The 18,877-nt window shown below is 38.5% G+C and carries 17 protein-coding genes; 7 read left to right on the forward strand and 10 right to left on the reverse strand.

Annotated features, from left to right (window positions below):
- Nucleotides 1–63: 63 nt before the first annotated feature.
- The 3 genes from B7E07_RS24570 to B7E07_RS22040 all read right to left on the reverse strand — a co-directional run bounded on the left by B7E07_RS24570 (nucleotide 64) and on the right by B7E07_RS22040 (nucleotide 1,497).
- Entirely contained in the window at nucleotides 64–195 is a 132-nt protein-coding gene (locus tag B7E07_RS24570) for an RAxF-45 family protein (protein WP_257391519.1), read from the reverse strand.
- A 119-nt stretch (nucleotides 196–314) separates the two neighbouring features.
- Entirely contained in the window at nucleotides 315–878 is a 564-nt protein-coding gene (locus B7E07_RS22035; protein ID WP_080848914.1) for a GNAT family N-acetyltransferase, read from the reverse strand.
- A gap of 31 nt (nucleotides 879–909) precedes the next feature.
- Nucleotides 910–1,497 (reverse strand): TetR/AcrR family transcriptional regulator, encoded by a 588-nt coding sequence (locus B7E07_RS22040; RefSeq protein WP_080848915.1) that lies wholly within the window; start codon nucleotides 1,495–1,497, stop codon nucleotides 910–912.
- A 107-nt stretch (nucleotides 1,498–1,604) separates the two neighbouring features.
- Between B7E07_RS22040 and B7E07_RS22045 the strand changes: the two genes are divergently transcribed.
- Nucleotides 1,605–2,159: a hypothetical protein gene (locus B7E07_RS22045; protein ID WP_080848916.1), complete on the forward strand. Its 555-nt coding sequence runs from the start codon at nucleotides 1,605–1,607 to the stop codon at nucleotides 2,157–2,159.
- Nucleotides 2,160–2,529: 370 nt separating this feature from the next.
- Here B7E07_RS22045 and B7E07_RS24575 read toward each other — a convergent pair whose 3' ends face one another.
- The 7 genes from B7E07_RS24575 to B7E07_RS22080 all read right to left on the reverse strand — a co-directional run bounded on the left by B7E07_RS24575 (nucleotide 2,530) and on the right by B7E07_RS22080 (nucleotide 11,784).
- The gene (locus tag B7E07_RS24575) at nucleotides 2,530–2,997 is read right to left on the reverse strand and encodes a hypothetical protein (protein WP_257391520.1); all 468 of its coding nucleotides are present in this window, start codon (nucleotides 2,995–2,997) and stop codon (nucleotides 2,530–2,532) included.
- 650 nt (nucleotides 2,998–3,647) lie between these two features.
- On the reverse strand, nucleotides 3,648–4,349 hold the full coding sequence (locus B7E07_RS22055) for a LutC/YkgG family protein (protein WP_080848917.1): 702 nt from the start codon (nucleotides 4,347–4,349) through the stop codon (nucleotides 3,648–3,650).
- The gene (locus B7E07_RS22060; RefSeq protein ID WP_080848918.1) at nucleotides 4,346–5,773 is read right to left on the reverse strand and encodes a LutB/LldF family L-lactate oxidation iron-sulfur protein; all 1,428 of its coding nucleotides are present in this window, start codon (nucleotides 5,771–5,773) and stop codon (nucleotides 4,346–4,348) included. Before B7E07_RS22060 ends, B7E07_RS22055 begins: the two co-directional genes overlap by 4 nt.
- Before the next feature lie 16 nt (nucleotides 5,774–5,789).
- On the reverse strand, nucleotides 5,790–6,506 hold the full coding sequence (locus B7E07_RS22065) for a (Fe-S)-binding protein (protein WP_080848919.1): 717 nt from the start codon (nucleotides 6,504–6,506) through the stop codon (nucleotides 5,790–5,792).
- Between the two features lie 40 nt (nucleotides 6,507–6,546).
- The gene (locus B7E07_RS22070) at nucleotides 6,547–7,254 is read right to left on the reverse strand and encodes a FadR/GntR family transcriptional regulator (RefSeq protein ID WP_080848920.1); all 708 of its coding nucleotides are present in this window, start codon (nucleotides 7,252–7,254) and stop codon (nucleotides 6,547–6,549) included.
- A 79-nt stretch (nucleotides 7,255–7,333) separates the two neighbouring features.
- Entirely contained in the window at nucleotides 7,334–8,914 is a 1,581-nt protein-coding gene (locus B7E07_RS22075) for an L-lactate permease (RefSeq protein WP_080848921.1), read from the reverse strand.
- A 578-nt stretch (nucleotides 8,915–9,492) separates the two neighbouring features.
- Nucleotides 9,493–11,784 carry an MMPL family transporter gene (locus B7E07_RS22080; RefSeq protein WP_080848922.1) on the reverse strand — a complete coding sequence of 764 codons (2,292 nt, stop codon included), beginning with the start codon at nucleotides 11,782–11,784 and terminating at the stop codon, nucleotides 9,493–9,495.
- A 214-nt stretch (nucleotides 11,785–11,998) separates the two neighbouring features.
- Between B7E07_RS22080 and B7E07_RS22085 the strand changes: the two genes are divergently transcribed.
- From B7E07_RS22085 to B7E07_RS22110, 6 genes are all read left to right on the forward strand, one after another.
- A complete protein-coding gene (locus B7E07_RS22085; protein ID WP_080848923.1) occupies nucleotides 11,999–12,538 on the forward strand; it encodes a TetR/AcrR family transcriptional regulator in 540 nt (179 codons plus the stop codon).
- Nucleotides 12,539–12,953: 415 nt separating this feature from the next.
- Nucleotides 12,954–14,693: a sensor histidine kinase gene (locus tag B7E07_RS22090; protein WP_080848924.1), complete on the forward strand. Its 1,740-nt coding sequence runs from the start codon at nucleotides 12,954–12,956 to the stop codon at nucleotides 14,691–14,693.
- 1 nt (nucleotide 14,694) lies between these two features.
- A complete protein-coding gene (locus B7E07_RS22095) occupies nucleotides 14,695–15,480 on the forward strand; it encodes a response regulator transcription factor (protein ID WP_080848925.1) in 786 nt (261 codons plus the stop codon).
- A 105-nt stretch (nucleotides 15,481–15,585) separates the two neighbouring features.
- A complete protein-coding gene (locus B7E07_RS22100) occupies nucleotides 15,586–16,893 on the forward strand; it encodes an extracellular solute-binding protein (protein ID WP_257391521.1) in 1,308 nt (435 codons plus the stop codon).
- Between the two features lie 87 nt (nucleotides 16,894–16,980).
- Entirely contained in the window at nucleotides 16,981–17,859 is an 879-nt protein-coding gene (locus B7E07_RS22105; protein WP_080848926.1) for a carbohydrate ABC transporter permease, read from the forward strand.
- A 16-nt stretch (nucleotides 17,860–17,875) separates the two neighbouring features.
- A complete protein-coding gene (locus B7E07_RS22110; protein WP_176215266.1) occupies nucleotides 17,876–18,769 on the forward strand; it encodes a carbohydrate ABC transporter permease in 894 nt (297 codons plus the stop codon).
- Nucleotides 18,770–18,877: the final 108 nt, after the last annotated feature.

Below are 18,877 nucleotides of genomic sequence, written 5' to 3' on the forward strand. Positions count from 1 at the left end.
AGGAGCATGAAACGCCCCTCTTTTGCCAGTTATATATAGTGGGTTAGAGATGTTTTCACTGTTTTAGCTTGCTATTAAGTTGTTAAAAATGGACAGACGTGTCCCGTTAACAACTTCAACAGCAAATTTTGCACGGTTAAAATACAAAAACTCATTCCAAAAACCGCACACTAAAACAGCTTGATTCAACATCATTCCCCACCTCCGTTCAAAATAGAATTATTACTATTATAATAAATCCTCTACCATTTTTCAAACTTTTCTCTAAATTAACAATCGACAAAATGCGGGACATTTCGGGGAATTTTGAGGCATCACAGTGACCGGTCAGACCGGGCTGACCATCGCTCCCTGCTCAACACCATATTCAAGGAATCAATCCATTTTCCTTCAAATTCCAGATCATTTCGATCAATACTCTCCAGTACAAATCCAGCCTTTTCGTACACTTTCTTTGCTCTCGGATTAAAATCAAATACACTCAAGGTAATTTGATTTAAATTAGTATTCTGGAATACATAATCAATCAATAACTGAGTGGCTTCAGATCCCATTCCACGGTTTCTCCCTCTTGGACCGATCAGAATCCTAAAATTCATACTATGATTCTTATCATTATATAAATTGATAACTGCTTCCCCTACTGTAATATTTAGAGTCCTATCCACAATGGCAAGATCAAGCCGGTCCTTCTGTTCATTCCTAGTGTTATACCACTCTATGACTGCATCTCTGTCGTAATCCGCACTGCTCCCTGTCAGCTTTAAAACTTCAGGATCCTTTAGACACTCTTCAATAGATGGAAAGTCATCCAGATTAAATGGCCTTAAGATGACTGCCTCACCTATAATAGTTGGTTTTATGCTCAAATCCACCACATGAATCACTCCTGTATTTAAAAGATTATTGCTAATCCTCCCAAATCGAATTTAGATGATACACAAATAACTCATATATTCTTTCTTGGTTCATTCGTTCTTTTTCCATTAAAGCATGTATTGCGATTCCATCAACTAATGCATACAACCGTTCAATTTCCAGATCGATATTTAAGTCTTTACGCAGCAGTTTTAACTGATCCATTGATCGAATAAGCTTGGCCATTCCCTGATAGATCCCATCATGTGGAAGATCCATATTCACTTGCTTATGTCTTGCGTAGCTTATAAATGTGAACCACACTTCCATTTCAGCCAGTGTTTCGGAATTTGTTGGGACAAGTTGCATTAGGATTTGCAACATCATCTCTTTTGGAGGTAATTCTTTTAAGGCTATTTTTTCTATTCGCTCTGTCGCACGTTCCATAACAAGCTTCATCGCAAATTCAAGCAGTTCATCTTGAGTGGAGAAATAGTGACGTAATGCTCCTAATGAGAGCCCTGCTTCTTTTGCTATATTCCGGACTGTTGCTCCTTCCATTCCCTGTTCAAGAATAACCCTCCATGACGCTTCAGCAATTTGGTTTTTTCTTAGATTATGATCAACTATTTTTGGCATAGTTTTATTTTATCATAAATTGTTTTTATAATACGATTGTATTATTTAAAACCAGATGTTATAATCTTTTTAAATAATACAACTGTATTAAAAAGGAGCTGGATCGTTTGAATATAGTTGGCTGGATGATTATCTTTTGTGAAGTGATGTTTTGGGTCGTCATCTTATTAGGGTTAGTGACCCGATATATTTTCAAAAGAAAAAGTCTTGGGTTGTTTTTATTAGCATTAACTCCTGTCATTGATGTCATCTTGTTACTTACAGCTGGTTTTGATTTGTATCAGGGTGAATCCGCTACATTAGCACATGCCCTTGCTGCCGTATATATAGGAGTTTCTCTGTCGTTTGGAAAAAGCATGATTGCATGGGCAGATCAGCGCTTTCAATATTACGTAACAAAGCAAGGAGAAAAGCCAAGAAAACGCTATGGAATGGATTATGCAAAGCATTACTTTACAAGCTGGCTTAGACATCTGTTAGCCTATATTATTGGCGTGGGTATATTAGTGGGATTGATCTTTTGGATTGGTGACCCAGCAAGAACAGAAGCTTTACTGGGAGTAACCAGAATTTGGTCAATCGCTTTGGCAATTGATCTGGTCATCTCAATTACCTTTTTTATTTGGCCGCCAAAACCAAAGGGGATTTCTTCATCAACTTAACAACATTGGGACAATTGTCCAATCAATTGTATTCCCCTTTAGCCTAATAAGGGTTATTTTCGACCACATAAGGACATGGCTAAAGCGTCAATGAATGTTCTGTCCATAATTGAGTTAACTAGCGCTTTAAATTAAACGGAATTTTTCCGACTATTTGCAGGATATAGCTCTTTTCGAAGGATTTAAGGGGAGGTTTTCCGGTTATTTAAAGGAAAACCTTACATTTTCATATTATTTAGGGCAATAGGCGGAATTTCTCCGTCTATTTAAGCTCTTTTCAATGATATTTATTTTATAGTCGGAATTTCTCCGTTTATTTATTAGATTGGGTATTTAGTTGATTTAATCTCTTTACCGCCCTAAATTCCATCTACAGTACTTTTCCTTTTTTCTTAGCATCTGTATCTAATCCTGACCCTATTGCAACACCGATTCCCATCCCGATCGGAAGCCCTAGCGGCATGTTATCGAATAAAAGCAAACCAAATACCATTCCTAAACTTAAACCAAGGGATAAATAAACACTCATATAGTATCCGCTTGTCACCAGTTTATGCTTGTTTATTAAATGAGAAGTAATGTTTGCTGTTATTTTTCTATGAAGCTTAATATCCTGTTGGGTAAGCTCCTCCGTTTTTGTCTGATTTAATAATTTTATAAAATGACTTTCTAAATCATTTACATACTGGTGGCATTCTTCACAGTTTGCTGAGAATTCTTCCAATCGCTTGATTATTCGCATACACTTATCTAATTCCAACTTTGCGGCGTTTTTTTCACCAACTCTATTTTTAAGTTCCTCTATATCAGACTGGATTTTATTCACTAGCTTCTCCATCAGTCAGCCTCCTTAGAATTTCTAAGATATTACTACGGTTACCCACCTTCATTCTAAATGCCTCATTTTAGAAAACGTCTTACTCATTATCTACGAACTACATGAATAATTGGTCTCACTTTTTTTAAAATAAGAAGCAAACAGCGATCGCCTTATTTAAATGGTTTAGGCATTTTTCACATTATAGGCGAAGAGAAATTAATTACCTTTTATAATGCAATATTCGAAGAATGATGGACGAGTAAGCCTTATCCTCGTCATCAGGAGGCTGGGACAAAACGAAATAAATCTTTCTAAAACACGAACCTTCAATATCTTGGTTTGGGTATTTAAACAAGTCCGTTCCACCTGCGCTGCGGACCCTCGCTTTCCGTGGGGAGGAAGCTGAGCCTCCTCGGAGCAAGCTCCTGCGGGGTCTCACCTTTTCCTCTATTGCCCACAGGAGTCGAGAGTCCTCCGTTCCATTTCACTCATGCTAATAAAACACATTTTATAATCGTAAAAAAACCGAATGAATAGAAAGATGACTTCCTAACCATTCGGTTCTATGAGAGTGTTAAATACTTATGTCCCAGCCTCTTAAACTTTTCTGGAATCTGATTTGAAAAACGCTTAGATTTTCGACACATTTCGGGGCGTTCCTGTGACGCTCATTCCACCACAATATACGTCGCTTTAACAGGTCCATGAACACCAACAATAAGATTCATTTCAATATCAGCACTATTACTTGGTCCTGTGATAAAGCTAACATAAGATGGTACATTCTCGCCTGCCGTCTGCATACTGTGTACAAGTGCAGCAGCCTGTGTCATTCTTGCCACAAGTGTACTTTTCGGTATAATCGCTATAAAGGTTTTTGGCAGCAGACTAATGGAGCGCCCATGATCTTTATTATGAAATAAGGTGACAGTGCCAGATTCGGCGAGCGTTACGTCACTAAAAACGAGCCCAACATCTGCCGCTTCTGCTATTTGCTGATTTCTCTTTCCTTCTGCTGGATCCCAAATGTGAATATCCATATCTTTATCCGCGGCTTTAAGATAATCTGTAACCCCATATTCTTCAAATCGTATGTCATTTGGCATAATAATGGACTTTCCATCAAATCCGCTAATCGTTTCTCTAACAGTGTCGAGTAAGCCTTTACGATCTGTCCGCTTGAATTCTGTATGAATCACTCTGCAGTGTTCAGCTAGTATTTCTACTAACTGATCTTGCGATTTATCTTTAAACACCTCATATTGAGGCGTTACACTCCACTCTGGACGTTCAACGCCTTCCGTGCGGCGCTCCCTACCAAGACGATCTGCGAGCTTATCTAAAAACGTGTCGCGATTTTTGATTGTCATGATGTCTCACCATCTTTCTGCCTTTGCTTAAACCAAGCTCGGAACGATTGGCCTTGCGGAACATCAAAGTTACGCACGTCTGTCCAGTCTTTTAACGGTCCTGGACCATTTTCGATTGTCCCTTCTTTTGTCCAAGGACTAAGAGCAGGCTTTGCCAGATTTGCACTAAGATTATAAAGGGATGGATGAGCAGACCACTGTTCAAACCCTTTCATCATAAGCTTCTCTGCCATTGGTGCTTTCTTTTCTTTTTCAACAATAATTTGGCGGTGTCTTATTAAATGCTCATGGAGCGGAATTTTAACCGGACAAGCTTCTGTACATGCTGCACATAAAGTGGATGCATATGGAAGCTCTTTATGATCATCATAGCCTTCTAAAAGAGGCGTGATGACTGCGCCGATTGGTCCTGGATAAATAGAATTATATGCATGACCGCCAATATGGCGATACACCGGACAAGCATTGATACAGGCTGCGCAGCGAATACAATGCAGAGCAGATTGAAACTCTGTTCCTAATATTTTGGACCGGCCGTTATCTACTATAACCAAATGGAACTCTTCTGGACCATCAACTTCATCATCCAGCTTTGCTCCAGTTATGGCCGTAATATAACTTGTCAGCTTTTGGCCAACTGCGGCTCGCGTTAATAAACCAACCAGGACTTCCATTTCTTCCCACGTTGGAACAATCCGCTCCATTCCCATAACAGTAATGACAGTATCCGGCAGGCTCGTAACCATTTCTGCATTTCCTTCATTCGTGACTAATGTAACAGAACCAGACTCAGCGATAGCAAAGTTACAGCCCGTAACTCCAACATCGGCTGCCAGAAAGTCTTGACGAAGCTGTTCTCTTGCAAAAGCAGCCAGTTCCTCTGGTGTATCTGAACCTGAATATCCTTTTTCTCTCATAAATGTTTCACGAATTTGCTGCTTATTTTTGTGCAATGCAGGCGTTACAATATGTGAGGGCGGATCTTCATCTAATTGTAAAATCCATTCCCCTAAATCCGATTCAACAACCTCTGCTCCAACTTCTTCAAGAGCCTTATTTAAGCCAATTTCTTCTGTTACCATTGATTTTGCTTTAACAACCTTCTTGGCTTCCTTTTTTTGAATAATCTGCTTCACATAGTCATTTGCTTCCTCTGCCGTCTCTGCAAAGAAGACATTGCCGCCACGTTTCGCTACCTGCTCACTTAATTGCTGCAAGTAGTAATCGAGATTTTCTAACGTATGAGAACGAATTTCCGACCCAAGCTGACGCCAGTCCTCCCAGTTTCCTAATGCTTCTGCCTGTGTCAGTCTTCCATTACGAAACCTTCCTTGCGCGGAGGATACGGCTTTCCTCATGAAGTCATCCTTAATTCCTTTTTGAATACGCTCTTTATATGGAATTTCACCAATTTTAACGCTCATGTCTGCCCCTCCGTACTTAGTGAGTATTTAAAATTTCTGTAATATGAACAACCTTAACGTTTTTTCCCTCACGTTTCATGCGGCCGCCGATATTCATTAAACAACCCATATCAGCACCAACCAGGTATTCTGCTTCTGTTTCTGAAACATGTCGTGACTTCTCGCTCACCATCTCCTGGGAAATAGCAGCATTTTTCACGGCAAAAGTTCCTCCAAAGCCGCAGCAGTCTTCCTCGTAAGGCAAATTGACTAACTCGACTCCTTCTACATTGTTTAATAATATTTTCGGCTGTTCTTTTACGCCAAGCAGCCTTTTCATATGACAAGAAGAATGGAATGTTACTTTTCCTTTAAACGTTGACCCAACATCTGTCACTTTTAGCACATCTACTAGAAACTCAGTAATTTCATAGCATTTAGAAGCAAATGTCTTGGCTTCCTGCTCCCATTCCGGATCCCCGACAAAAACGTGGGGATACTCTTTAAGCATACTAATACATGAACCGGATGGACCTACGATATATTCGGACTGGCGGAAAGCTTTCATCATTTGTTTCATAGACTTTTTTGCCTCCTGCAAATAGCCGCTATTGTAAGCAGGCTGACCGCAGCAGGTTTGCCCCATAGGATAATCAACTGTGCATCCGAACCGCTCTAAAAGTTCAAGTGTATGTTTGGACACATCCGCATAAAGAATATCGCTAAGACATGTACTAAATAAGGAAACTTTCATTCTTACTCACCTCTAAAAATTTGTTAAAACACACGACCAACTATTCAATATACTGAAAAAGGCGCTTTTGAACTGTCTGCAAATGCTCAAGCATCGCCTGTCTTGCCTCGTTTGGCTGTCTATTTTTTATAGCTTCATAGATTTTTCGATGTTCTGTTTTAAGATCTTCTATGGTATTACCTGAATATAAAAATACTTTTCTCGCTTCCTGAATCGTTTCAGATATAACGGAGGAAACACTGCTCATCAGGTTAATTAATAATTTGTTATGTGTTGCGTTTGCAATAGCTAGATGAAAATCAATATCTCCGCTAGATGCCAATTCTTCGTTGCCATTTGCATTTTCCATAACAATGATTGCTTTCTCAAGCGCAAGGAGGTCTTCTTCTGTATGAACAAGAGCTGCCTGAGCAGCTGTGCCTACCTCTAAAATTTCGCGCACCTGGTATAGCTCTTTTATATCTTCTATTTTCATTAAAAATGCGATATTAACCGGAAGCTGGAACTTAGTTGGATCAAAACTGTTAACAAACGTTCCCTCTCCATGCCTTACCTCTACTAACCCCATCGTTCGCAGACCGCTAAGCGCCTCACGTATTGTTGACTGTCCCACTTCAAAGCTTTTAGCCAACTTTTCAACAGAGTCTAATTTATCTCCAGGTTTTAAATCACCTTTTTTTATGAATTCAATTAAAGTTTCAGCTACTTCTTCATAGATCTTTTTTCCGCGTACACGTTTATAATTCACTTTCTTCAACCCCCATCTATCTCTCTATTATATAAGTTTACTGACAGGAGAAACCAATGGGAAATCATGCTTTTCGAGTTTAAAAGATATAGAGGAAAAGAAATCCTGAAATACCAGCTAAGACTCCGTATAGAATCGCAGGTATAAGCGTTTTGCGGATAATTTCTCCTTCTTTTCCGGATAAGCCAACAACTGCACTCGCAGCCACGACATTATGCACGCAGATCATATTTCCTGCTGCCGCGCCGATCAGCTGTACAGCCAACACAATATTAATGTCCAGTCCAATCGCCTCAGCCACATTGTACTGAATCGGAGAGAACGTTAATGTTGAAACGGTCGCGCTTCCAGTGATAAAAGATCCTAATTCTCCCAGGAATGGTGCAACAAAAATCCAAACCGAACCTAGCGAATTAGCAAATGATTCTGCGATATATTGTGGCATGCTATTTAAATCATTTATGTTGATACCTGAATTAACAAACACTTGCACCATTGCTAACGTAGCAATTAAAGAAACGCTTGTGATTTTCATTGTACTTAATGATTTCTTCGATGCTTGAGTAAATGTGCTGTATGACTTGCGCTGGATTAAGAAAGCGAAAATAGCTGCCAGTGTTAAAACGGTTCCGGGAGAATACAAGAATTCCCAAGCTGATGTTACCCCTTCGACACCTAAAATATTGGTCCATGTGAAATCGACAGCAGTTTGTGTAAATTCTTTAAGCCAAGGTACAATCCTTGTCAGCAATAACAAGGCAACAACTGCTACATATGGTGACCAAGCTGTAAAGATACTCATTGAAGATCTTTCATCGCTAACTGTAAAGTCTTCACGCATTGCTTTCTTCCATTCCGTTTTTGGAAGCAGGATGCCTTTGGAAGCTGTTAATGTCGCTACAACTAAAGTAATTAGTGCTGCCAGAATAGATACAAATTCATGACCAAATAGGCTTGCTACTCCCAATGCGCTGACTGTGTAAATAACACCAATCAACATCGTCCATGGAAGCATTGGCAGGGCAGCTTTCATGCCGTCTCCGCTGAAGGCAGTTAACAGCACGATTAGAATAAATGGAATAAAAGTACCTGCAAGCAGGTCAACACTCGTAACCGTTACGGCTATGTCGTGAAAAAAACTGGTATCCGCATTCGGAATATTACTTAATCCTACCGCTACAGGCGTTCCTACCGCTCCAAACATAACGGACGTACTATCTGCAATTAACGCGATCGTTGCGGCTACTAATGGCCGAAAACCTAAGGCTAATAATAACGGTCCTGTTACCATTGCCGGTGTGCCAAATCCAGCTGCACCTTCAATAAGAGCACCGAATAAGAAAGCGACAACAATAACCTGTACACGCATATCCCCTGAAATACTTTGAAAACCTTGGTTAATGCGATCGACTGCCCCTGTATTTTGAAGCGTATTTAACAAAACCAAGGCTCCAAATAAAATCCATAAGATCGTTAATGTTTTATGCGTCCCTTGAAAAACAGATGATAAAACAACCTGCCCTTCCATCCCCCAAGTGGTAAGCGCTAACAAAATTACGATAACTGAACTAATTGCCATGCCCTTTGCTGCAGACATTCTCAGGACAACAAGAAACAAAAACGGAGCAATAATTGCACTTAGTGCAATGAGCAATAACATATAAACCCTTCCCCCCTTGCTTTTCCATAAAAAATACAAGCGTTTACATATAACAGGTCATCTGATGACCTCATAAATATAGTTACATATATTTCATAATTTTACAATGAAAAAGTTAATATTTTGTGAACAAATGTGATTTTTTAAATAGTTTGGTAAAACATGAGCCTTTTAGAAAAAAATAATACTTTACTAGGCTATACCTCTTTCAATATATGAATAACCTTACTCTGCTTAACGAAAAAAGACGATGGAACAAAACAAAAATTCTATGTCTAATACACAAATATTCATTGCCATGGTTGAAGTATTTAAACCAGCCCGTTCCATTGCGCTGCGGACCCTGTTTTTTCTTGGGGGCACAAGCTGAGCCTCATCGTCGCTTCCGCTCCTGCGGGGGACTCACCCTTTCCTCTACCGCCCACAGGAGTCCATTTCACTCATGTTTCGAAAGAAAAATTAAAAAAAGCAAATAAAAAACCGGATGATTAGAAATAGTCACTTTCTAATCATTCGGCTCTAAGGTTGTGTCAAATACATATGTTCCAGCTCTATAGTAATCAAAGGCTGCAAAGATACTATCTAGATCCTTTTTCCTTCTCAAGCTCTTTAATGAGATTTTCACCCTCGATATCAAGGTTTGGCAGAACTCGATCGAGCCATTTTGGCAGCCACCATACTTTGTCACCGAACATTGACATCACTGCAGGTACAAAAATCATTCTAATTAAGAAGGCATCAATTAAAATGCCCAGTGCCAGAGCGAATCCGATTTGTTTAATCATGATGTCGTCTGTAAAAATAAATCCTGAGAAGACGGAAACCATAATTAAGGCAGCAGCAACAACTACTCTGCTTGCAATTGTATAGCCATTTATGACACCTTTATCACCTTTATGTCCATGTACATATGCTTCCCGCATAGATGAAACAAGGAAAACTTGATAATCCATTGCCAATCCATACAAGATACCTGTAACCATAATAGGAATAAAGCTTAATAATGGACCACCCGTGTCTACATCAAAGATAGAGCCTAACCAGCCCCATTGGAATACTGCTGTAGTAACACCAAATGTTGCCATAATACTTAACAGGAAACCTACCGTTGCTTTAATAGGTACAATGATAGACCTAAACACAACCAAAAGAATAGCGAGTGATAGGACGACAATAATCCCAATATAAATCGGAAACACTTCAGATAAATTCTCTGAGATATCAATATTGATCGCTGTCAATCCTGTTACTCCGACAACTAGATCAGTATTTTCAACAACTGATGCATCTGTTCTTAAATGCTCAACTAATTCTTTTGTTTCATTATCTGTTGGCCCATTTTCAGGAACAATACTTAGAATTGCCATTGTTCCATCATCATTGAACCCTCCTGGAGTCACTTCCGCAACACCATCAAGTTCATGTAAATTAGTGATTAATTGAAAAAGATCTTCCTGATTAACTGCATTTGCCTCATTATTTTCAGCCACCAGCACTAACGGCCCATTATAGCCTTCGCCAAATCCATCAGTGATTAAGTCATAGGCTTGTCTTTGTGCGGTATCTTTATTTGCGCTTGCTCCTGATGGCATTCCTAAGTTCATATCTATTACAGGGTAGGCCAAGAATCCTAATCCCGCTACAACAATAACAACTGCAAGCCATTTAAACCTAATAACACCGTTAATCCAGTGCGATGAGAACGTTGGTTTATCCTTGTGCTTTCCTTGCTGTGCTTTCCTTGCTTTTGCAGAGACAATTCTTTCACCCACCAGCCCTAAAAGAGCAGGCAGCAGCGTAAGAGCAACGAGCACATCTAAGAATACAGTTAACGAAGCGACTAAAGCCATGCTGCTTAAAAAGCCGATTCCAATGACCAATAAACCGCAAAGGGCAATAATAACCGTCAATCCTGCAAAGAAAACTGCACTGCCTGCAGTGCCAATCGCTCTAGCTGCAGCTTCTTTAGAAGATAACCCTTCTTCTAAAATTAATCTTCTTTGTCTGTTGACAATAAATAACGCATAATCAATTCCAACAGCAAGACCAACCATTAATGCAAGAACTGGGGTCATACTGTTAATTTCAAAAATACTAGACATTGCGTATGTTCCGCCGACACCTACACCAACGCCTATTAGTGCTGTAACGAGCGGTAATCCCGCTGCCACCAATGAACCTAGAGTAACAAAGAGAATGATCGCTGCTACGACTAACCCAATAATCTCATGGGTGCCGCCAATCGGAATATCCGTTTTCATAAGTGAACCAGAAGGTACTGCAATTATGGATGTATCTTCTTCAATTTCACTCGCTGTACTTAATAATTCATCAAGTTCATCATCTGTTAAACTTTCGACTTGTTCAGTAAGCTGGAATTGAAAAAGAGCAATATTTCCTTCTTCAGAAATCTTCACGCCAGGGATTGGAATGTTATTGACAATCAGTGGTCTATAACTCACTTCAGCTGCACCCGGAATTTGAGCCAGCTGTGCTTGCATTTCCTGCATTTGTGATGCTTGCGGGCTTTCAGCTAATAATTCGAGTGGATTAACCACTACTTCTAATTCATAAATATCGTTGATTGTCTTTGTCAGTGATTCAATATTCTCAAGTGAGTCAACTTGTTCTCCTTCTGGAAGCTCAAATAAAAAACTGCCTTGTCCTCCAGAAGCCATTGGGAAATCCTTCTCAAGCTGATCTAAAATATCCTGTGATTCTGTTCCATCTATTCGAGTCTCTGTACTAACACTAATTCCGTTTGCCACTATGGCAGTAATAACTACTCCCAATATAAAAAGCCAGCCTACGATAAAAGCCCATGGCTTATTATAAGCAGCTTTACCCATTTTATATAAAAATTTTGACATATATTGCACTCCTCAAGTTAAATAATTGAAACAAAATTCAGTACTTCGATACCTCCCCTTTTCTATTTGCTGCATTGACATGCATAAATACTTTCCATAAAATAAAACTTACAAATGAACTAACAAGTGTAAGTATAGGCAGTAAAAATCCTTCTTTCAAGTTTAAATGGCTTCCTAAGCCTTAAAGCGAACAAAACAAGGAGATGTGTTAGCGATGAGAAAATCGAGAGAAGACAGCATTAACTCCCAGAAATATATTATGGAAGCATTAAATGCACTATTGCATGAACAGCGGCTGCAAGATATTACAGTGACAGATATATGTAAAAAAGCTGGTGTTGCGAGGGTTACATTCTACAAATACTACAGTACAATTTACGATGTTATGCGTGCAACTGTTGACGAGAAAGTGGAACAATTTTCTGGAAAAATTGCTAATTTAGATCCTCATTCAGATTTACAGAGAATTATAGAATATGTAATTGAGGTTCTTGACTACTCAGAAGGAATTCTAAAAAATATCATTAATTCAAATATGTCAGGAATTCTTCTTGATTATATTAATTATGGAATCGAAATGATAACAGAAGAGGATGTAAAGAACAATAAGATAAGCAGAACTCAAGTTCTGTTTTTATCTGGAGGAATTTTTAATATTATTCATGACTGGATTAAAAGAGGTTCCAAAGAATCGCCGCAGCTTCTTGCACAGGAACTGATCAAATTGATTCCACCAAGTACATTGCAGGAATAGCCATCTGCCGTTTATTAGTATAGAATAACCTGCCTTTTGGCATCCCTTGAATGCTGACGCAATATTAGCCTGTTCCTCATCTGTCAATGAAGGCAGTTGGGGTTTTTAATAATTAAAAAAGATTAAGGTATTCTCAGTTTCTCACTTAGATCCTCTTTCATATGCTCAATAGTCTCTCCTCAATCAGTTCTCCTTTCCTGTAAAGCTTGCATAGTTGAAGCTATTCTTCCGGAGAATCATTACTTAATACTCCTACTATCTACAAAGGATGTCGCTATGACATTACTTCTGTTAGTTTATCTAATAAACAAACTAATATTTTTAATCTTCCGTAAATATGATAAAATATTTTTAAAAACCTGTTTTATAGACTTAATTGAGGAAAATCCCCCTTATTAAGAGAGGCTAACCGCTTATGTTGAATCAGCTAAAGAAATGGAATACATTGCGTAATCAAATTTTGTTTATCTTTTTAACAGTCATGGTGATTGTACTATTGATTGTCAGTCTTCTTACACTGCGACAAGTCTCTACGTTATTGAAAAACAATGCAGAAAAGCAATTTCAGCAAGTAGCTATTGAAGCAAACGGAAGAATGGAAACGCTTTATAGTCAAATTAATATGTCTTCAAAGCTTATGATTACCGACAGAGAGGTTCAGAGAGTATTGACAGATGTATATGACGGAAATGAATTAGTCTTTCGGGATCGTCAAAGATTAATGGGACACGTGAATAGAATTATGGGGAATACAGAGGGAGTCGTTTCCGTTCAGCTTTTTTCTAATAATCAGAAGCGTGTACTTCCTCTCGATGAAGACTCATTAATCAATCAAACGGATAGAAAGTGGATTAACGCGGCAGACCGAGCTAAAGGAAACATAGTGTGGATCGGTGATGATCCTAATGATAAAAACAACTTCTTAGCCATTCGCAGGGTAAACCTCATGGAAAGGGAGTATAGAAATGGAGGTTATCTGTTAATTTCCATTAACCGCGAACATTTCTATTTTGCAAATGAGGTTTATGAGAACGATCAATTCTCTCTTCTTCTAGATCAAAACCAAAATCCAATTATTCAAAATTACACCGGGGACACTACAAGTATCATTAAAAGCAGTGAAAATATCATTCAATTGGACAAGCAGGATTACTTAGTCACAAAGCAGACATCTGATTTAACTGGCTGGACGGTATTGATCTTAACTCCAGTCAGTGAACTAACAAAGGGTATATCAGGAATTCGGGCAGGGATTATCATTTCTGGTGTAGTTGGAGGATTCATCTTTACTGTTTTTTCTATATTCCTCTCTACCATCATTACAAGACCAATTTTACGACTGACAAAAACGATGCAGCGCGCAGGTGAAGGTTCACTAACATTAAATCCGCGTGTGCATTCTGTAAATGAAATTAATGAATTAAATTATACGTACAATCAGCTCGTAAAAGGTACCAATCACTTGATTCAAATGGTTTATCAAAAAGAAATTTTACGGAATCAGAGTGAATTGAAGGCTCTTCAGGCTCAAATTAATCCCCACTTTCTCTTCAACACCTTGGATGCACTTCATTGGTCACTAGAAGAAAAAGGAGAAGATGAATTATCAGAACTTGTTGTGTCCATGTCAAGTTTATACCGCTATACCATTACCAAGGAAACCGATGATGATTGGGTATTTCTAAAAAGTGAAATTCAGCATATCGGAAACTACATGGATATTATGATGATGCGCTTCGGTGACAGGTTAAAGTGGAAAGCCTCCGTTCCAAAAGAATATGAACTTATTAAAATTCCTAAACTGATTATTCAGCCATTGGTTGAAAATGCAATTTTGCATGGAGCGGGAAGGAAAACAGGGGATTGTCATATCTCTGTCATTGTTGAGCCTGCTGAACAGAACGAGAAGGAGCTCCGGATCATTGTTAAAGACAACGGTTCTGGCATGGAAGAGGACCGGATTCGCTGGGTTGTTCAATCTATGAAGACAGGCGGGACATCTTCAGAAAATGGAAAAGGAATGGCCATATCAAACGTCTATAAGCGGCTGCATTTGTATTTCAAGGATTTTTCCCATCAGGAGTTTTTGATTGAAAGCCAAGTAAACAAAGGAACAACGATCTCATTTAAAATACCGATTGATGCGGAGGAATAACATGTTTACTAGGAATATTGTAATCGTAGATGATGAACCAATTACAAGGAAAGGTATTCAGCGCACTTTAGAAAACTGGAATAATGGAGAATTTGCCATTCACATTGCCGAAAGTGCTGAAGAAGTACTTAGGATTGCAGAAACCAAAAAGATTCATATTTTGCTATCTGATATTAGGCTGCCTGAGATGACCGGTTTACAGCTATTAAAAAATATTAAAGCCATTCAAATGAATCCCGTTGTCATTGTGATTTCTGCCTATTCCGAGTTTGAATATGCTCAAGAAGCCTTAAGATTAGGAGTCGTAAATTATTTGCTCAAACCTGTTGGAAAGAAGAAGTTAATTGAAGCCGTTGAAGAAGCCGTTCAGGTGTTAGCAAAACAGGTGCGAGCTGGAATAATTGAAAAAGTAGTAGATGAAAAGATCATCACTGCCAGCACGAAAGTCCGTTCAACTACAGATCCGGTCCGTGCAGCCATTACATATATAGATCTACATCTTAAAGATGAACTAACTTTAAAAGACGTAGCTGCACATGTCCATTTAAACTCAAGTTATTTCAGTGTTTTGTTTAAGGAACAAATCAATCTAACCTTTAGTGAATATATAACAAGACGAAGGATTCAGCGGGCCAAAGAATTAATGATTTCTACCAATCTGCCAGTCAGCGAGATCGCCGACGAAGTAGGATATAAAACCTCCCGATACTTTATAAAACTATTTAGGGAAATGGAAGGTGTTACCCCTGCGGTTTACCGAAAGCACAATAATGAAAGGGCTTTCTAAACAAAGTAGTATATTTCCCAATCGTGGTTACCTTTTTAGGAAATCTCCTTAATGGTAAAGTTAAATATGAAGGTAGGAGAAACATATTATAGGGGGGATTTAATTTTGAAGAAAAAGAAAGCGTTTTCTCAAGTGGTATCCTTGGCATTAGTTAGCGGATTAATTTTAGGGGCCTGCTCATCGTCTTCTTCTACAGAAGACACAAGTGAGTCAAACAGTGACAAAACCGTTGTAAAAATGATGCATCTATGGCCTGAAGGAAGTTCGAATGCACAGTATTCGATCGTCGATGACATCATTAAATCTTATGAAGAAGAAAATGCGAATGTCGATATTCAAACTGAGATTTTAGGAAATGAACAGTACAAAGAAAAAATTAAAGTATTATCTGCTTCTAATGAACTTCCTGATGTTGGGATTACTTGGGCAGCTGGGTATATGCAGCCTTTCGTTGATGGAAACAAGTTCTCATCTCTAGATGATATTGTGAAAGACGACCAATTTGTTGCTGGTACGCTTGATGCTTTTTCGGTAGATGATTCTGCCTATGCTTTACCTCTTGAATTAAATATCACTCCTGTCTATTACAACAAAGAAATCTTCGAAAAGTATAACTTGGAAGCTCCAAAAACATATGATGAATTTTTAAGCATTGTAGAAACACTTGCTGATAATGGAGTTACTCCTATCACTCTAGGAAACAAGGATCGCTGGACTGGATCTATGTGGTATATGTACCTCGCTGATCGTATTGGTGGTCCTGAATCCTTAAACAACGCCATCAATCGTACTGGAAGCTTTGAAGATCCTGCACTGGTTCAAGCTGCTGAGGAAATAGCAAAGCTTGTTGATATGGACGCATTTGTAAAAGGATTTAATGGCCTTTCCAATGATGAAGCTAAAGGGTATTTCATGAATGAGCAAGCTGCAATGTATTTAATGGCAACTTGGGAACTGCCAAACTACACCACTAGTCCTGATGTTGCTCAAGAGTTTAAAGACAAAGTCGGCTACTTCAAATTCCCTACTTATGAAGGCGGTAAAGGTGACATTGATAGCTATGTGGGAGGACCAGGTGTCGGTTTATTTGTTTCAGAAGAATCCAAGGTTAAAGACGAAGCAAAAAAATTCGTTTCTTATTTAGTTGAAGAATGGGGCAAGCGTTCAGTAACAGATGCTGGTGTCATTCCAGCAACTGTTGTAGATACTTCAAATGGCGATCTCGATCAAATGTACATTGATATTTTAAATGATTTAGGCAATGCGACTAACCTTACACTTTATGCAGATGTACAAATGTCTGCTGGGGTCGCTGATGTACATTTAAATCAAATTCAAGCTTTATTCGGCGGTCAATCTACTCCTGAAGAGTTCACAAAAACCCAAGAAGAGGCGCTTGCTGCTGAGAAATAATACTGAATTCAGAGGAGGACATATGATTAAGAAGTATGTCCTTTTCTTTTTTCACCTTCACCTTAAAGAAAGGAAGATGCTAACCTCATGAAAAATGTAATGTCGAATAAGTTCGTTATTACCCTTTATACACTCCCTGCTTTACTTCTCATTCTTATTCTAATTTATATCCCAATTACATTATCCGGTTATTACGGTCTTATGGAATGGGATGGAATTGGTGAAATGAAGTTTATAGGATTAGATAACTATATCACCTTGGTTCAAGATAAAATGTTCTGGACAAGTACTTGGCACTCTTTTTTATTAGCTCTTTTTTCTACGGCAAGCTTATTGCTATACTTAGCAATCTCACTAGTTCTTGCAAGTAAAATTAAGGGTGCTGATTTATTACGAAAGATTTATTTAATTCCTATGCTATTATCTTCAGTTGCGATCGCACAGCTTTGGATGAAAATATTTGATCCAACAAATGGGATGGCCAACAAATTACTCGAAGCGCTTGGGGTTCAAAACACGCCAATATGGCTAGCAGACCCAGCAATTGCTCTTTATGCAATCTTCATACCCGTTATTTGGCAATATGCCGGTTTTTATATTCTGATTTATTATGCTGCACTGAAAAATGTACCCGATGAAGTCATTGAAGCAGCTAAAATTGACGGTGCATCACCAATCCAAATTGCATTTAAAATTAAGTTACCTCTAATTTCAAATGTATTTAAAGTAACAATTATGCTCGCAGTAGTCGGGTCATTAAAGTATTTTGACTTAATCTATGTTATGACGGGCGGAGGACCAAATGGAGCCAGTGAAGTAATGGCATCCTATATGTATAAAGAAGCATTTAAACTAAATAACTTTGGATATGGAAGTGCAATCGGATTCGGTTTATTAATGATCTGTTTACTCATGACATGGCTGACTTCAAAAGTTACGAAATCGAAAGATGATGTTCAGTATTAAGGGGGATTGAAGCAAGATGAGTGAGGTTCGCACACACAAAACAACGATGAACGTTTCCGCACCTATTAATCCGAAGAAATCTTATCTGAACAAAATCGGTTTAGGATTTCTTTATCTTATATTAGGATTGTTTGCGGTTATTCAAATTTACCCATTAATTTGGCTGGTTTTCTTTTCACTTAAATCGAATCAAGAAGTATTTGGGATGTCGCCTTTTGCATTGCCACAAGATCCTCAGTGGGGAAACTATATGAAAGCATGGACGTCAGGGAATATCGGTCTTTATTTTTTCAATAGTGTCTGGATTACCGTTCTCTCTGTGGCACTTACAATCATTTTAGCTAGTTTCGTAACATTTGCTGTGACTCGGATGCATTGGAAACTGAGCGGCCCCATTCTCGGCTTATTCTTAGTCGCATATATGATTCCGCTGCATTCAACATTAATTCCTCTCTTTAATATGTTTAACAATGCAAATTTAATAGATAACCCAGCATCAATTGTTTTATCCTATACAGCATTTAACCTGCCTTTAACCATTATGATTCTATTAGGGTTTTATAAAACCTTCCCACGTGAAATTGAAGAAGCTGCAGTAATGGACGGCTGCTCTGTGCATCGGATTTTTTTCCAGATCACCCTTCCAATGACCGTGCCCGTCCTTTCAACTACAGCGATTATTAATATGATCTATAACTGGAATGAATTCGTATTTGTTAATACTTTTATTAGTTCTGATAATTTTAAAACATTGACTGTTGGAATTAACAATTTCGTTGGTCAATACTTAACAGATTGGGGTGCTATTGGTGCCACACTAGTGATCAGCATCATCCCGATTCTACTAGCCTTTTTATTCTTAAGCGATAAAATTGTAGAAGGAATGGCCGCAGGTTCTGTAAAAGGTTAAAGGATTCTACCTATAGCAGGATAAAAGGATAAAAATAGCTGTCTAGAAGTTTGCTCTCAAACCTTCCGGACAGCTTTGTTTATTTCTCTAACAGTACTAGAAAATAAT

This window comes from Cytobacillus gottheilii, from assembly GCF_900166665.1.
Taxonomy (GTDB): Bacteria; Bacillota; Bacilli; order Bacillales; family Cytobacillaceae; genus Cytobacillus; species Cytobacillus gottheilii_A.

What these genes read in the sequence shown, in the direction of transcription:
- B7E07_RS22075 (WP_080848921.1), bottom strand. Translation starts at nt 8,914, where the DNA reads ATGTTATTGCTCATTGCACTAAGTGCAATTATTGCTCCGTTTTTGTTT.
- B7E07_RS22040 (WP_080848915.1), bottom strand. Translation starts at nt 1,497, where the DNA reads ATGCCAAAAATAGTTGATCATAATCTAAGAAAAAACCAAATTGCTGAA.
- B7E07_RS22065 (WP_080848919.1), bottom strand. Translation starts at nt 6,506, where the DNA reads ATGAAAGTTTCCTTATTTAGTACATGTCTTAGCGATATTCTTTATGCG.
- B7E07_RS24570 (WP_257391519.1), bottom strand. Translation starts at nt 195, where the DNA reads ATGATGTTGAATCAAGCTGTTTTAGTGTGCGGTTTTTGGAATGAGTTT.
- B7E07_RS22105 (WP_080848926.1), top strand. Translation starts at nt 16,981, where the DNA reads ATGAAAAATGTAATGTCGAATAAGTTCGTTATTACCCTTTATACACTC.
- B7E07_RS22060 (WP_080848918.1), bottom strand. Translation starts at nt 5,773, where the DNA reads ATGAGCGTTAAAATTGGTGAAATTCCATATAAAGAGCGTATTCAAAAA.
- B7E07_RS22090 (WP_080848924.1), top strand. Translation starts at nt 12,954, where the DNA reads ATGTTGAATCAGCTAAAGAAATGGAATACATTGCGTAATCAAATTTTG.
- B7E07_RS22080 (WP_080848922.1), bottom strand. Translation starts at nt 11,784, where the DNA reads ATGTCAAAATTTTTATATAAAATGGGTAAAGCTGCTTATAATAAGCCA.
- B7E07_RS22095 (WP_080848925.1), top strand. Translation starts at nt 14,695, where the DNA reads ATGTTTACTAGGAATATTGTAATCGTAGATGATGAACCAATTACAAGG.
- B7E07_RS22110 (WP_176215266.1), top strand. Translation starts at nt 17,876, where the DNA reads ATGAGTGAGGTTCGCACACACAAAACAACGATGAACGTTTCCGCACCT.
- B7E07_RS22055 (WP_080848917.1), bottom strand. Translation starts at nt 4,349, where the DNA reads ATGACAATCAAAAATCGCGACACGTTTTTAGATAAGCTCGCAGATCGT.
- B7E07_RS24575 (WP_257391520.1), bottom strand. Translation starts at nt 2,997, where the DNA reads ATGGAGAAGCTAGTGAATAAAATCCAGTCTGATATAGAGGAACTTAAA.
- B7E07_RS22085 (WP_080848923.1), top strand. Translation starts at nt 11,999, where the DNA reads ATGAGAAAATCGAGAGAAGACAGCATTAACTCCCAGAAATATATTATG.